This window comes from Microbacterium sp. STF-2, assembly GCF_034650155.1.
GTDB classification, from domain to species: Bacteria; Actinomycetota; Actinomycetes; order Actinomycetales; family Microbacteriaceae; genus Microbacterium; species Microbacterium maritypicum_A.
Genome location: NZ_JARKMW010000001.1, coordinates 2,223,519 through 2,237,312, shown reverse-complemented (window position 1 = coordinate 2,237,312; position 13,794 = coordinate 2,223,519). Strand labels below are relative to the sequence as shown.

At 69.1% G+C, this 13,794-nt stretch carries 15 protein-coding genes; 14 read left to right on the top strand and 1 reads right to left on the bottom strand.

Translation table 11 applies throughout. The annotated features are described in order from the left end of the window. Positions 1–49: 49 nt before the first annotated feature. The 14 genes from MicroSTF_RS10805 (at position 50) to MicroSTF_RS10740 (ending at position 12,641) form a co-directional block, all read left to right on the top strand. Positions 50–1,081 (top strand): metal ABC transporter solute-binding protein, Zn/Mn family, encoded by a 1,032-nt coding sequence (locus MicroSTF_RS10805; protein ID WP_297557543.1) that lies wholly within the window; start codon positions 50–52, stop codon positions 1,079–1,081. Then, a complete protein-coding gene (locus tag MicroSTF_RS10800) occupies positions 1,078–1,926 on the top strand; it encodes a metal ABC transporter ATP-binding protein (RefSeq protein ID WP_322955530.1) in 849 nt (282 codons plus the stop codon). Before MicroSTF_RS10805 ends, MicroSTF_RS10800 begins: the two co-directional genes overlap by 4 nt. Next, positions 1,923–2,801 carry a metal ABC transporter permease gene (locus tag MicroSTF_RS10795; RefSeq protein ID WP_029264828.1) on the top strand — a complete coding sequence of 293 codons (879 nt, stop codon included), beginning with the start codon at positions 1,923–1,925 and terminating at the stop codon, positions 2,799–2,801. The genes MicroSTF_RS10800 and MicroSTF_RS10795 overlap by 4 nt, the downstream gene beginning before the upstream one ends. Positions 2,802–2,847: 46 nt before the next feature. Further along, complete coding sequence (locus tag MicroSTF_RS10790) at positions 2,848–3,264, top strand: Fur family transcriptional regulator (RefSeq protein WP_021201611.1); 417 nt, start codon at positions 2,848–2,850, stop codon at positions 3,262–3,264. Next, entirely contained in the window at positions 3,261–4,301 is a 1,041-nt protein-coding gene (locus MicroSTF_RS10785) for a permease (RefSeq protein ID WP_322955527.1), read from the top strand. Before MicroSTF_RS10790 ends, MicroSTF_RS10785 begins: the two co-directional genes overlap by 4 nt. After that, positions 4,294–5,160 carry a TIGR03943 family putative permease subunit gene (locus MicroSTF_RS10780; protein ID WP_322955524.1) on the top strand — a complete coding sequence of 289 codons (867 nt, stop codon included), beginning with the start codon at positions 4,294–4,296 and terminating at the stop codon, positions 5,158–5,160. Before MicroSTF_RS10785 ends, MicroSTF_RS10780 begins: the two co-directional genes overlap by 8 nt. Further along, positions 5,150–7,054, top strand: coding sequence for a hypothetical protein (locus MicroSTF_RS10775; RefSeq protein ID WP_322955522.1), 1,905 nt, complete (start codon positions 5,150–5,152; stop codon positions 7,052–7,054). The genes MicroSTF_RS10780 and MicroSTF_RS10775 overlap by 11 nt, the downstream gene beginning before the upstream one ends. A 1-nt stretch (position 7,055) precedes the next feature. After that, positions 7,056–7,844, top strand: coding sequence for a DNA-3-methyladenine glycosylase (locus tag MicroSTF_RS10770; RefSeq protein ID WP_322955520.1), 789 nt, complete (start codon positions 7,056–7,058; stop codon positions 7,842–7,844). Positions 7,845–7,983: 139 nt separating this feature from the next. Beyond that, on the top strand, positions 7,984–8,220 hold the full coding sequence (gene rpmB, locus MicroSTF_RS10765; RefSeq protein WP_017203559.1) for a 50S ribosomal protein L28: 237 nt from the start codon (positions 7,984–7,986) through the stop codon (positions 8,218–8,220). Next, positions 8,220–8,390 carry a 50S ribosomal protein L33 gene (gene rpmG, locus MicroSTF_RS10760; protein WP_017203558.1) on the top strand — a complete coding sequence of 57 codons (171 nt, stop codon included), beginning with the start codon at positions 8,220–8,222 and terminating at the stop codon, positions 8,388–8,390. The genes rpmB and rpmG overlap by 1 nt, the downstream gene beginning before the upstream one ends. 3 nt (positions 8,391–8,393) lie before the next feature. Next, positions 8,394–8,699, top strand: a complete 306-nt coding sequence (gene rpsN, locus MicroSTF_RS10755; RefSeq protein WP_017829734.1) for a 30S ribosomal protein S14 — start codon at positions 8,394–8,396, stop codon at positions 8,697–8,699. A gap of 341 nt (positions 8,700–9,040) precedes the next feature. Beyond that, on the top strand, positions 9,041–9,865 hold the full coding sequence (locus MicroSTF_RS10750) for an endonuclease domain-containing protein (protein WP_029264825.1): 825 nt from the start codon (positions 9,041–9,043) through the stop codon (positions 9,863–9,865). Positions 9,866–10,255: 390 nt separating this feature from the next. Next, positions 10,256–10,543 carry an HU family DNA-binding protein gene (locus MicroSTF_RS10745; RefSeq protein ID WP_017203554.1) on the top strand — a complete coding sequence of 96 codons (288 nt, stop codon included), beginning with the start codon at positions 10,256–10,258 and terminating at the stop codon, positions 10,541–10,543. A 166-nt stretch (positions 10,544–10,709) separates the two neighbouring features. Further along, the gene (locus tag MicroSTF_RS10740; protein WP_136024780.1) at positions 10,710–12,641 is read left to right on the top strand and encodes a cytochrome c oxidase assembly protein; all 1,932 of its coding nucleotides are present in this window, start codon (positions 10,710–10,712) and stop codon (positions 12,639–12,641) included. Between the two features lie 18 nt (positions 12,642–12,659). On the opposite strand, the gene MicroSTF_RS10735 is transcribed toward MicroSTF_RS10740, so the two are convergent. Further along, complete coding sequence (locus MicroSTF_RS10735; protein ID WP_021201618.1) at positions 12,660–13,730, bottom strand: hypothetical protein; 1,071 nt, start codon at positions 13,728–13,730, stop codon at positions 12,660–12,662. Positions 13,731–13,794: the final 64 nt, after the last annotated feature.

Genomic DNA, 13,794 nt, shown 5'->3' with positions numbered 1-13,794 from the left:
TGGGGCGGCGGATTTGATAATGGTTCTCATTAGCGTTTAGAGTGAGGGCATGAAGAAGCCCGTCGTCGCCCTCGCCCTCGCATCCGTCGCCGCTCTCACGCTGGCCGGATGCTCCACCCCCTCGGCGGGAGAGGGCGACGACGGCACCATCACGGTCGTCGCGAGCACCAACGTCTACGGCGACATCGCCGCGACGATCGGCGGCGATCGCGTCGACGTGCAGTCGATCATCACCTCCGCCTCGCAGGACCCGCACTCCTACGAGGCGAGCGCCCGCGACCGGCTCGCGGTGCAGAAGGCCGACCTCGTGATCGAGAACGGCGGCGGCTACGACGCCTTCATCGACACGCTGCTGCAGGACGCGAAGGACCCGCATGTGGTCACAGCCGTCGAGTACTCGCACGACTTCCCCGGGAACGAGGGGCACGACGAGGCGGGCCACGACCACGCCGACGAGTCGGCGAGCGCTGCCCCCGAGGAGAGCGACGCGCCCGAGGACGAGGCGCACGATCACGCCGACGACGAGGCCGGGCACGAGGGCCACGACCACATCGAGGGCTTCAACGAGCACGTCTGGTTCGATCCGCACACCATGATCCACGTCGTAGAGGCCATCGCCGACGAGCTGACCGAGCTCGACCCCGACGGAGCGAAGGAGTTCGCCGCGAACGCGGCCACCCTCACCGCCGACCTCGAAGGCTTCGAGACCGAGCTGGCGACCCTCAAGACGGAGGCGCCCGACGTCGACGTCTTCATCACCGAGCCGCTGCCCGGCTACCTCGCCGCAGCCGCCGGATTCACCGATGTCACCCCCGACGGATTCGCCGAGTCGGTCGAAGAAGGCACCGACGTCGCCCCGGCCGTGCTGCTGCAGGCGCTCGACGTGATCGGCAGCGGTCAGGTGACGGCACTGCTGACCAACGCGCAGACCGGCGGGTCCGAGACCCAGCGCGTCGAAACCGCGGCGAAGGACGCCGGCATCCCCATCGTCGCCTTCACGGAGCTGCTCGAGGACGGATCGTCGTACTCTGAGTGGATGAGTGACGCGATCCAGAGCCTCGCCGCCGCCGTCAAGTCGTGAGCGGCGCCGCACAGCGCGGGAATCCGGTCCTCGAGATCTCCGACGCGTCGCTGCAGCGCGGTGATCGCGAACTCTGGTCGGGCCTCGACCTCACGGTCGAGCCGGGGGAGTTCATCGCGGTGCTCGGCCCCTCCGGGTCGGGCAAGACCACCCTGCTGCGGAGCATCCTGGGCCTGCAACCGCTGTCTTCGGGCACGATCCGCGTCGCGGGTGAGCCCGTGCACCGCGGTAACTCCCGTATCGGGTACATCCCGCAGCAGCGCTCGCTCGCCCCCGACACGAGCATGCGAGCCCGCGACCTCGTCGCCCTCGGCGTGCAGGGGAGCCGCTTCGGCTTCCCGATCCCGCACCGTGGCGACCGCGCCAAGGTCGACCACCTGCTCGAGGCGGTCGGCGCCTCGCACTTCGCCGATCGCCGGGTCGGACTGCTCTCGGGCGGCGAGCAGCAGCGGTTGCGGGTCGGTCAGGCCCTCGCCGACGAGCCGGATCTGCTGCTGTGCGACGAGCCGCTGTCGAACCTCGACCTCGCGAACCAGGTCGCCGTGACCGACATCATCGATCGTCAGCGCCGTGAGCGCGAGGCGGCGGTGTTGTTCGTCACCCATGACATCAACCCGATCCTCGGCCGGGTCGACCGCATCCTCTACATCGCCGGCGGACGGTTCCTGCTCGGAACCCCCGACGAGGTGCTGCAGACGCGCGTGCTCACCGACCTCTACGGCACTCCGGTGTTCGTGCTCCGCGCGGGCGACCGGCTGGTGGTCGTGGGCGTGCCGGACGCCGAGCCCCACCACGACCACGGCGACCACGAGCACGGACACCACGACCACGGAGGAGCGGCATGAGCGTCGCACTGGGCATCGTGCCGCTGGTCGACTGGAGCGACGTCTTCTCGTTTCAGGACTACGGCGAGCTCGTCACCCTGCTCGCGAACTCGATCATCGCCGGCGCGGTGCTCGGCATCGTCGGCGGACTCATCGGCGTCTTCGTGATGCAGCGCGACCTGGCTTTCGCGGTGCACGGCGTGAGCGAGCTGTCATTCGCGGGAGCGGCTGCCGCCCTGCTCTTCGGCGGAAGCGTGGTGGCCGGGTCTCTCGGCGGAGCGCTCGTCGCCGCCATCCTGATCGGGGTCCTCGGGGCCAAGGCCAGGGACCGCAACTCCATCGTGGGTGTGCTCATGCCGTTCGGCCTGGGCCTCGGCATCCTGTTCCTCTCGCTCTACGACGGCCGCAGCGCCAACCGCTTCAGCCTGCTCACCGGCCAGATCGTGTCGGTCTCGAGCCCCGACCTCGGCTGGCTCATCGGCATCAGCATGGTCGTGTTGATCGGGCTGCTGGTGATGTGGAACCCGCTGCGGTTCGACTCGCTCGACCCGGAATCGGCTGCGGCCCGCGGCGTGCCGACCCGTGCCGTCAGCCTGCTGTTCATGGTGCTGCTCGGCCTGATCGTCGCGGTGAGCGTGCACATCATCGGTGCGCTCCTGGTGATGGCGTTGCTGGTCACCCCCGCGGCCGCCGCGATGCGCGTCACCGCAGGCCCCATCGCCGTGCCGTTGCTGGCCGCGCTGTTCGGCTTCGTCTCCGCGGTCGGCGGCATCCTGCTGGCCCTCGCCGGCACGCTCCCGGTGAGCCCGTACATCACAACCCTGTCGTTCACGATCTACGTGGTGTGCTGGATCGTGCAGAAGGCGCGGGCCCGAGTGCGCCGTGTGCGGGCCTGAGATCCTCTCCCAGCCCTCGCCAACCCCCGCGGCCTAGACTCTTCATATGGCTCAGCGGAACACCTGGCAGCGCGAACGTGTGCGCGAAGCACTCGCCGACGCGCGCGGATTCGTGAGCGCGCAGAGCCTGCACGCCGCGCTGCGCGACGACAACACCGGCATCGGCCTCGCCACCGTCTACCGTGCGCTGGCCGGACTCGCCGCCTCCGGAGACGCCGACTCGCTGCAGAGTCCCGAGGGCGAGGCGCTGTACCGCGCCTGCACCACGCAGGGCCACCATCACCACCTCATCTGCCGATCCTGCGGTCTGACCGTCGAGATCGAGGCCAAGGACGTCGAGCAGTGGGCGCACCGCACCGCGGCACTGCACGGCTTCACCGAGGCCGCCCACGTGGTCGACATCTTCGGGCTGTGCACCCCGTGTGCGAACAAGCGCGACGCCGAGAGGGCCGCGTCCGCGTGAGCTCCTCGGCAGCAACGGCGACCCGTCACGGCCACTCCCATCGCCCGGCGCCCTCGCCGCGATCGGCATGGATCGGCGTCGGCCTGGGCGCTGCCATCATCGCCGCGCTCTTCCTGATCGATGCCTTCCTGCCGACGCTGTTCCCCGCCTCGCTGCCCACCCGCGCGCAGGACGGGCTCACCCTCGCGCTGAGTGTGCTCATCGAAGCCCTGCCGTTCGTGATCCTCGGCGTGCTGCTCTCGATCGTGGTGCAGGTGTGGCTCCCGGCCGATGCGATCCACCGCTGGCTGCCGAAGCGCGCGTGGGCCCGCCGTGCGGTGCTGTCACTGTTGGGCATGCTGATCCCGGTGTGCGAGTGCGGCAACGTGTCCTTCGCCCGTGGCCTCATGATGCGCGGCCTCGCGCCGGCCGAAGCGATGACGTTCCTCATCGCCGCGCCGATCGTGAACCCGATCGTGATCCTCACCACGCACGCCGCTTTCGGCTGGGACGGTGGGATCCTCGTCGCCCGGCTCGTGGGCGGCTACCTCATCGCGAACCTCATCGGCTGGATCTACAGCCGCCACCCCGACCCGGACGGCATGCTCACCCAGCGCTTCGTCGACACCTGCGAGCTGGTCACCCACGAACCGGGCACGCCGGTGCGCCGCAGTCTCACCCAGTTCCTGATCGAGCTGCGCGCCGTCATGCCCGCACTCGTGATCGGCTCGGCGCTCGCCGGGGCCGTGCAGGTACTGATCCCGCGCGAGTGGCTGCTCGCGATCGGGTCGAACCCGGTGCTGTCGATCGTCGCCATGATGGCGCTCGCGATGACGGTGGCCATCTGCTCGAACGTCGATGCGTTCTTCGCGCTCTCGTTCGCCTCGACGTTCTCGTCCGGCGCCCTCGTCGCCTTCCTGCTCGTCGGTCCGCTCGTCGACATCAAGATGCTGGCGCTCATGCGCACCACGTTCACCGCGCGCACGCTCGTCGGGATCGTCGGCATCGTGCTCGCCTCGGCTTTCGCGATCGGTATCGGGGTGAACGTCCTTGTCTGAGCAGACGGCGCGGTCCGAGCAGACCGCCACCCGCATACGTGCACTCGGCACCCGCTGGCTGGGTGTGGGGCTCGCGACCGTCATCTCGGTCGTCACCCTCGGCCTCGGTCTCACGGGGCGCCTCAACCTCTACATCAGCCCGGAGTCGGTGTGGTTCGCCTGTACCGCCGCGGTCGTGACCCTGGCCGGAGCGATCTGGTCGTGCACCCTCCCGTTGGGGGAGGAGGGCGACCACGGCCACGACCACGGGCCTGTGCCCGCTCCCGCAGTCCACGGCGACCGCGAGGGTGCGGATCAAGACGGTGCGGATCACGACGGTGCGGATCACGATGGTGCCCCGGCCTCCTCTCGCCGCGCGCTCGCCGGAGTCGCGGCCGTCGCCGGCGGAGTCATCGCCTCGGGTGTCGTCGTGGCGGGTCTCGTCCTGCCGCCGGCCTCCCTGTCGGTCGAGCTCGCGATGTCGCGCGCGGGAGAGCAGAGCGCATTGTTCGCCGGCGCGGACTCGGTCGCGCTCGGCGTGGCCGACACGTCGACGTTCGGCGTCGGCGACTGGGCGAGCGTCTTCACGGCGGCGACGAACACGGCCGCTTACGACGGCGCCGCGGTGAAGCTCACGGGCTTCGTGACGCCCGGCGCGTCGGGGGACGACGGTGTGAACCTGACCCGTCTGGTCATCACGCATTGCGTGATCGATGCCCAGACCGCCGTTCTGCCCGTCGATGTGAAGCCCGACGAGTACGCGACCGGCCAATGGGTCGAGATCACCGGCACCGTGCGCGCGGATGCCGACGGCAAGCTCCGCATCGAGCCGACCGATGTCGTCACGATCGATGAGCCGGGAGACCCCTATGAGTACTGACGACGAGCGCCCAGAGGTGCCCGCCGTCCCGCGCACCCGCGCGGAGATGCGTGCAGCGCGAGAAGCTGCCGAAGCGGCGGAGGCCGAGCGGATCGACCGCGCGGTGGCGTCTGCCGACCATGTCGCACCGCCCGCCGACCAGCCCACCCCGGCCGATCGGCCGGGCGATCAGCAACCTGCCGGTGCAGACGAAGCGGCTGCGCGCGAGGCGGCTGCGCGTGAAGCCGCTGCTCGTGAAGCCGCGGTCCGTGAGGCAGGTGACCGTGAGGTCGCCGAGCAGGAGGCCGCCGCCCGCAAGATGGCCGCCTTCGAGGCTGCGGCGCGCGAGGATGCGGAGGCGACCGCTCTTCCGCCCGTCCCCCTCGCGACCGAACCCGTGTTCGTCGGCGCCGCACCGGAACCCGTCGTCGAGACCTCGGTGGCCGGTGCAGCGGTAGGTGCGGCGGCACATGACGCGACAGTGGATCCATATGCGCCGCCGACCCCCCGCGCCACCGCCGAGCGCCGGGTCCCGCCCGCGCCGGGGAGCCGACGCCGGTTCGTGCTCACGGTTGCCGCGGTCCTCGGGGTGCTCGTCGTCGTCGGGACGGGGTTGGGCATCGCCAGCCTTCTTCAGGGTCCGCGCATCAGCGATGTGCAGGTCGATGCGGCACAGGCGATCGAATCGTCCGGCAGCCGCGTGATCCTCACTGCGAACCAGGCACTCGCCGACATCGACCCGGCGCAGGTCACGGTCGAGCCGGAGGTGCCCTTCACGGTGGATGCCTCGGGGCGCGGCGTGGGCGTGCGATTCACGGTCCCGCTCGACGACTCGACCGAGTACACGGTCCGTGTCGCCGATGTGGTCGGTGCCGGCGGTGGCCCGAAGACGACGCTGACCACGAGCTTCACGACGCCGCCGTCGAACATCTTCCTGCTGCGTCGCGATGTCGCGGGCAAGGACAAGATCTTCCTCACCGACCTCAGCGGCGAGAAGGCCGTCCCGGTCTTCGAGCACGACAAGATCAACGACTTCCGCGCGACCTCCACGCAGCTCGTGGTGTCGGTCGAGGAGGACGACGGGTCCCGCCTGCTCGTGATGGACCGCGACGGCAAGAACCAGCGTGAGCTCACTCTTCCCGGTGAGGGATACGTGGGCGCGATCCAGGTCTCCGAACGCGGCGGCCTCGTCGGCTACAGCTACTCCGACAAGGAGCTCAGCGACACCGAGGGGCGCGCGAGCGTGCTGGTCACCCAGTCGCTGAGCGGCGATGACGACCCGCAGATCATCGAGGTCGCCGGCACCGAGGCGAGCGTCTTCGTCTGGCAGTTCGTGCCCGACAGCGCAGCCGTGCTGTTCATCGACTTCGACGGAGCCCTCTCGCTCGTCGACCGTTCGACCGACACGGGTGTGCAGTCCCTCGGCCTCGCGGCCACCATCCAGGGGATCTCCCGCGGCACCTACACGGCGATCGTCGAACGGCTCGACGGGGCCGTGGTCGAACTCAACCTCGCAGACGGGTCGGAGCAGCCGCTCGCGGCATCCGATCCCGACTACGGGACGGCGAGCTCGATCACGCCGTATCCCGGTGGCACGTTGCGCCACGTGATCGCTCGCGACGACGAGGGGCTGCCGATCGGACAGGTGGTCGTGCGCGTCGACGACGACGGCGCGGCGACCCCGCTGGTCGAGGTCGGATCCACGGACTCGATCCTGCAGGCCTGCGCGTCGCCGAGCGGCCAGTACGCCGCCGTCGTCGTTGCTCCCGACCTGGCGAACAACGCCTACGACGGGATGCTGCTGCCGCTGCCCGAGAACGTCGAGACCCACCTGATCGACATGGCTTCCGGCAAGGAGATCGTCGCCCTCACCGGCTTCGACGCCTCGTGGTGCCAGACGGCTCCGCGCTTCTGAGATGACGGACGGTCCCGACCTCCTCCGCGGCGTCGACCTGCCGCACGAAAGCCTGCGCCGTGCCGTCCGTGCAGACCTGAGCGCCTCCGCGGTCGACGTCGCACCGCGCCTGCTCGGAGGCGAGCTGCGCACGGTCGTCACGATCGGGAACGACTCCGTTCCCGTCGAGGTGCGGTTGCGCATCACGGAGGTCGAGGCGTACCACGGGCAGGGCACGGGCGAGATCCCCGATCCGGGTTCTCATGCGCGCATGGGGCGCACGGCCCGCAACTCCACGATGTGGGGCGAGCCGGGCCACCTGTACGTGTACCTGAGCCACGGCATCCACTCGTGCGTGAACGTCGTGTGCGGCCCTGAAGGGCAGGGCGACGGCGTGCTGCTCCGGGCGGGCGAGATCGTGAGCGGCACGGAGGCGGCGGCCCTCCGACGTGGCGTCGCGCTTCCCCTTCGGCGCACGACGCTGCGGGACCTCGCCCGCGGGCCGGGTCGTCTCGGACAGGCGGTGGGATTGCGGCATCCCGTGCACGACGGGATCGACGCGATCACGGGTGGGGAGCGTCGCGGAGCACGAGCCGAGCTGTGGCTGGGTCCGCAGCGGGACGACGTGGCCAGCGGTCCGCGCGTCGGTGTCGCCGGCGTCGCCGGGACCGCGGCTTTCCCGTGGCGCTTCTGGATCGACGCGGACCCGACGGTGTCGCCGTTCCGATGGGGCAGGGGCGCGGCCGAGGCTGCTGCCGAACTCGCTTCGGGGGAGCCGGGATCGACCGGGTCGGCACCCGTGCTAAACTGACTCTTTGTCTGCGCACACTCCTGTGCGCAGTTCGCGTGCTTCCCCTTCTGCGGCCGAGAGATCGGCGGGTCGTGGTTGCGTGCAGACAAGGGATCTTGGGTGGGGCCGTCCGGCCTCACGGTATAGAAGGAGTCACATCATGGCAGCAGTGTGCCAGGTGACCGGAGCTGTTCCCGGCTTCGGACACAATGTCTCGCACTCGCACCGCCGGACGAAGCGCCGCTTCGACCCGAACGTGCAGAAGAAGACGTATTTCGTTCCCTCGCTCGGTCGTAAGATCACGCTCAACGTGTCCGCCAAGGGCATCAAGGTGATCGACGTCCGTGGCATCGAGAACGTGGTCAAGGACCTCCAGGCGAAGGGTGTGAAGCTCTAATGGCCAAGAAGGCTCAGGACGTACGTCCGATCATCAAGCTGCGTTCGACGGCAGGTACGGGATACACGTACGTGACCAAGAAGAACCGCCGCAACACCCCCGACCGCCTCGTGCTCAAGAAGTACGACCCGGTCATCCGTCAGCACGTCGAATTCCGAGAGGAGCGTTGATCAATGGCTAAGAAGAGCAAGATCGCTCGCAACGAGCAGCGCAAGGTCATCGTCGAGCGTTACGCCGAGCGTCGCGCCGAGCTGAAGAAGACCCTGGTCGACCCGAACGCCACCGACGAGGCCCGCGAGGCCGCTCGCGTCGGCCTGCAGAAGCTGCCGCGCAACGCGTCGCCGGCTCGCGTGCGTTCGCGCGACGTCATCGACGGCCGCCCCCGCGGTGTCCTCACGAAGTTCGGCATCTCGCGTGTCCGCTTCCGTGACATGGCGCACCGTGGCGAGCTGCCCGGCGTGACCAAGTCGAGCTGGTAAGTCTCAGCAGACAGTCGAATGGGGCGAGGATCTTCGGATCCTCGCCCCTTTCGCGTCCCCACCCTCACGTTCGCTCCGCGCCTGTGTCTCCTGTCTCTGTCTCCTGTCTCCTGTCTCCTGTCTCCTGTCTCCTGTCTCTGTCTCCTGTCTCTGTCTCGTGAAGCGCCACGCGAAGGGCGGACTTCTCGCTGATAGGCGGACTTCGGTGATGGGGTTCGCCGCCCATCACGAGGAAGTCCGCCCGAAGACTGCCCCTGCACAGCGAGTAGCCACTGCTAAGGAGTCAACAGAGGGCGGATCTGTGGCGCTGCGGGGCCGTCGAGGCGCGGCAGGCTCGAGGCATGGATGTCGTGCGCGCCCTCACAGCCAGGAACGGGATCGCGCGGGTCGTCACTATGCGCCGAGCGGGGGTCACCGAGCACGCGCTGCGGCAAGCGGTGCGCGCAGGGGCGGTGGTCTCGGTGTGCCGGGGGTGGGTGGGACTCCCCGGTGCGGACCCGATGCTCGTCGCGGCGGCGAAGCGAGGAGTCGTGCTCAGTTGCGTCACCGTTGCCGCGCGGAAGGATCTGTGGGTGACGGCCGTATCGCGACCGCACCTGGCGGCACCCCCGAAGTCCGGTCACGCGAAGGATGCTCGTGGGGTCGTGCACTGGAGCCGGCCGATCTTCCCTCGAGATCCGGATCTGCTCGAGGACTCGATCGAGAACGCGCTCGTGCTCGTGGCGCGCTGTCAGCCATATGAAGATGCGCTCGCGACCTGGGAGTCCGCGATGCGGGCAGGGGCCGTGGACCACGACGTGCTCGAACGGGCACCCCTGCCGCCGGCGGCGAGGCGGCTCCTGGGCGACGCCCGTCCCTTCGCCGACGCGGGGACGGAGACCATCTTCCGCACGCGGATGGCATGGCTGGACCTGCCGATCACGCCGCAGGTCTGGATCATCGGGCACCGAGTGGACTTCTTGATCGGCGAACGACTCGTCGTGCAGATCGACGGTGGGCATCATGTCGGAACCCAACGCACGAGCGATATCGCGCACGACGCCGAGCTGATGCTCCGCGGCTATCACGTGATCCGCATCGGCTACGACCAGCTCATGAACCACTGGGCGGACGTGCAGAGCCTGATCCTGGCTGCGATCGCTCAGCGCCTCCATCTTGCGCGCTGATCCCCGCACCTCTGCACTCCGCGACGGGCGGAGAACTCCCCGTCGGGCGGAACCTCTCAGGAACATCCTCCGCCCATCGGCGAGAACTCCTCCCCACACGGGGTGTGGAGGTGTGGGGGGTGGGGGTGTGGGGGACGGGGAGGACCGCGTCGCGCCGGCTTTCGCGCGCACGTCCAGCGCCGTGATCAAGGCGCACCGGCCCCGTTGAGGGCCTTGGTTTCTGTGACTGGAGTGACAAAAGTGACGCGACACGCCCAGTAATTGCCCAAAACCCGCGAAATGACGCGGAAATGAGGGTGGTGGTTGGTACATTCGAGGCGGTCGCTAGACCAGGAGCACCCGCTCCGATACCCACAACGATGCGACGGGATCTCGTCGCTGGAGGATGACATGGCTGACAAGTCCATCACCAAGACCGAGCTCGTCGCGAGCATCGCAAGCGCCACGGGCCAGAGCCAGGCCACCGTCTCCGGTGTCCTCGACTCGCTGTTCGCCACGGTCTCCGACGCTGTTGCCAAGGGCAGCAAGGTCTCCATCCCGGGCTGGATCTCCTTCGAGCAGGTCGACACCGCTGCTCGCACGGGCCGCAACCCGCAGACCGGCGCCGAGATCAAGATCCCGGCCGGCAAGCGCGTCAAGGTGACCGCTGGTTCCAAGCTCAAGGCTGCCGTCAAGTAATTCGACCGCACCTCTTCGAAGGCCGCTCCCGTTCCGACGGGAGCGGCCTTCGTGCTTTCTCACCGCCGGTCGCGCCTAGGCTGGAGGGGTGAGTTCCCGCAGCGAGTCGACGAGTCGGATTTCGGCGTATCGAATCGCGGGAATCGTCATCCTCCTGCTCGCCGCGATGGCAGCCCTCGTGCTGGCGCTGCTCGTCGGCGGAGGCGCCAAGCCGCCGCTCCTGCAGGATCCGGGGCCGTTCGTGCTCTGGGGCACGCCGATCGCCAAGCTCGTCATGAACATCTCGGGCGCGGTCATGCTCGGCTCGCTCGTGCTCGCGCTGTTCGGACTGCGCGCGGGGGACCGATCATTCGACGCCGCCCTGAACATCGCCTCGGTGGGAGCGGCCGTGTTCACGGTTTCCGCGGGTCTCGCCGGCTTTCTCGCCTTCATGGCCGCCTTCAACCCGAAGCTCAGCATCGAACGCGAGTTCGGCACGCAGCTCGGTCGATTCCTGCTGGAGCTGCCGCTGGGGCAGTCCTGGCTCATCACCACCATCTTCGGTGCGATCATCACGGTGCTGGCGTTCGCGTGGCGTTCGTGGACACCCACACTGATCACGGCCCTCCTCGCCGCCGCATCCTTCCTCCCGCTCGCGACTCAGGGCCATGCCGGCGACCTCGCCGGGCACAACATGGCCGTCAACTCGATCCTGTTGCACACGATCGGCGCCGCCGTCTGGCTCGGCGGTCTCCTGCTCCTGGTCCTGCTGCGCGGACGAGCCGATGTCGACACCGCGCAACTCGTCGGGCGCTACTCGTCGCTCGCGATCGCCGCTTTCGCCGTGGTCGCCGTGTCGGGCGTCACCCGGTCCATCGTCGCCGTCGGCAGCTGGGATGCGCTGTGGGCGACGCCCTACGGCTGGATCGTGCTGGCCAAGGTCGCACTTCTGGGAGGAATGGGGCTGCTGGGGGCCTGGTACCGCGCCCGCCTGATCCCCAAGCTCTCCGGTCAGCGCGCGGCCGGCTGGTTCTGGCTCCTCGTGCTGTGCGAGGTCGCGTTGATGGGTCTCGCCTCGGGTGCTGCCGCCGCACTCGCACGCACACCTCCCCCCACCGGGGAGGTCGCCGCGTTCGCCCAGACCCCCGCGCAGATCCTCACCGGCTCGACGCTGCCGCCGGAACTGACGATCGAGCGCTGGTTCACCGCCTGGGACTTCGACGTGCTCTGGCTCGTCGCCGCCGGCTTCGGACTGTTCCTCTACCTGGCAGGAGTGCGGCGGCTGCGACTGCGCGGCGACCGCTGGCCGATCCATCGCACCGTGTTCTGGGTGCTCGGCATGCTGATGCTCGTCTGGGTGACCAGCGGACCGCTCAACGCCTACCAGGAATACCTCTTCAGCATCCACATGATGGGCCACATGATGCTGTCGATGGCGATCCCGCTGCTGATGGTGTCCGGTGCCCCCATCACCCTCGCCCTGCGTGCGATCCACAAACGCGACGACGGCACCCGAGGCGGTCGCGAGTGGATCATGTGGGCCGTGCACTCGCCCTTCGCCCGCGTCGTGACGCACCCGTTCGTGGCGGCGGCGATCTTCATCCTGTCGCTCTGGGCGTTCTACTTCACCGACCTCGTGCGCTGGTCGATGTACGAGCACCTCGGCCATGAGTGGATGGTCATCCACTTCCTGATCTCGGGCTACCTCTTCGTGATGAGCCTGATCGGCGCCGACCCGGTGCCCTACCGTCTGCCCTACCCCGGTCGTCTGATCACCCTGATCGCGGTGATGGCGATGCACGCCTTCTTCGGCATCGCGATCATGATGCAGGAGGGCCTCATGGTGGCCGACTGGTTCGGGTCGATGGGCCGTGACTGGGGCGTGGACCCGCTGCAGGATCAGTACGTGGGTGGCGGCATCGCCTGGTCGATCGGCGAGATCCCCACGCTCATCCTCGCGATCACGGTCGCGATCCAGTGGAGTCGCAGCGACACCAAGCTGCAGCGCCGCGCGGACCGGCACGCCGATCGCACGGGAGACGCCGAGCTCGAGGAGTACAACGCCAAGCTGGCTGCCCTCGCCGAGCGCGACGAGCGGGAGCAGCGCGCAGGCCGCTGAGGCCGGCTCGCTCGGGCGTCAGCCGACGGGCTGCTCTCCGGGGGAGCCGATCCTGATCGACGCGGTGCCGTCGGGAAGGATCGCGATCGTTCCCGTGAGCTGGAAGGGGACGTCTTCCGACAGCGGCTGGGTCTTGCCGTCGAACAGCGACTTGATGTCGACGTCGACGTGAGCGACCGCATCCGTCGTCGGGATCTGCCACTGCCCGCCGTCGGGGGTGACCGTGACCCGTGGCTGGGTCGCGATCGACCACTTCGGGGCCGAGGCGAGGCGGTTCGTGACCCGCAGGCCGAACGGGCAGGCCGTCGGCTGCAGCACCTCCTGCGTCGTGCACTCGGTGAGGAAAGCCTCGACGCGCTCCTGCACCACGTCGATGAACTCGTCGGTCGGCTCGGTCTGCACATCGAGCGGCGTGACGGCGAGGGGGGTGTCGGCGAGCACTCCGTGGCCGGAGGCCGTCGATATGGGGGTGTCCACCGTGATCGCATACAGTCCGGGGGTGAACACCAGCAGCGGCAGCGGGTCGAGGGGGACGGCATCGGCGCCGTCGATCGACACCTGACGCCGATCGACCTCGAACCCGTTCACGGCGAACTTGTCCGCACCGCGAACCGTGAGATCCACGACGGCCAGGGGGCTCGTCGTGAAACGCCAATGGGGGGTGACTCCCGCCCATCCGTCCTGTTCGATCAGGAACGTACTGGTCCCGGGGTGGCCGCTCGCCTGGTAGCTGACGGTGACGGCGGTGCCGCCGTCTGCGGGTTTCTCCGACGTCACCGTCACGTCGGTCAGAGGCGCGAGCGCGGCGCGGCGGAGCATCGCCTCGGATGCCGCGGGGTCGATGCCCGCGGCATCGAGTGTCTCGCGGTCGATCGCGACCCCGGGAACACGCAGCGCGTCAGCGGCGCGACCGGAGGAGAGCAGGTCGAGGTAGCGGACCACGAACGCCGACGGTCCGTAGAACTGCTGATACAGCGTGACGCCGCCGGCTCCGAGTGCGGCGACGAGCATCATGCCGACGACAGCGAGCATCGCCAGGTCGACCCCCAGGCGCGCGCGCCGGGGCGCGCTCGCACGTGCCCGGTCCATGGCGTCAGTCTAGGAGGGTGTCCTGGGGGGACGCCGAGCGTCGGCGGGCGTGCGCGGATGCCGG

Coding starts and splice junctions, on each gene's coding strand:
- rpmB (WP_017203559.1), top strand. CDS start 7,984: ATGGCAGCAGTGTGCCAGGTGACCGGAGCTGTTCCCGGCTTCGGACAC.
- MicroSTF_RS10790 (WP_021201611.1), top strand. CDS start 2,848: ATGGCTCAGCGGAACACCTGGCAGCGCGAACGTGTGCGCGAAGCACTC.
- rpsN (WP_017829734.1), top strand. CDS start 8,394: ATGGCTAAGAAGAGCAAGATCGCTCGCAACGAGCAGCGCAAGGTCATC.
- rpmG (WP_017203558.1), top strand. CDS start 8,220: ATGGCCAAGAAGGCTCAGGACGTACGTCCGATCATCAAGCTGCGTTCG.
- MicroSTF_RS10740 (WP_136024780.1), top strand. CDS start 10,710: ATGGCAGCCCTCGTGCTGGCGCTGCTCGTCGGCGGAGGCGCCAAGCCG.
- MicroSTF_RS10770 (WP_322955520.1), top strand. CDS start 7,056: ATGACGGACGGTCCCGACCTCCTCCGCGGCGTCGACCTGCCGCACGAA.
- MicroSTF_RS10795 (WP_029264828.1), top strand. CDS start 1,923: ATGAGCGTCGCACTGGGCATCGTGCCGCTGGTCGACTGGAGCGACGTC.
- MicroSTF_RS10805 (WP_297557543.1), top strand. CDS start 50: ATGAAGAAGCCCGTCGTCGCCCTCGCCCTCGCATCCGTCGCCGCTCTC.
- MicroSTF_RS10775 (WP_322955522.1), top strand. CDS start 5,150: ATGAGTACTGACGACGAGCGCCCAGAGGTGCCCGCCGTCCCGCGCACC.
- MicroSTF_RS10750 (WP_029264825.1), top strand. CDS start 9,041: ATGGATGTCGTGCGCGCCCTCACAGCCAGGAACGGGATCGCGCGGGTC.
- MicroSTF_RS10735 (WP_021201618.1), bottom strand. CDS start 13,730: ATGGACCGGGCACGTGCGAGCGCGCCCCGGCGCGCGCGCCTGGGGGTC.
- MicroSTF_RS10745 (WP_017203554.1), top strand. CDS start 10,256: ATGGCTGACAAGTCCATCACCAAGACCGAGCTCGTCGCGAGCATCGCA.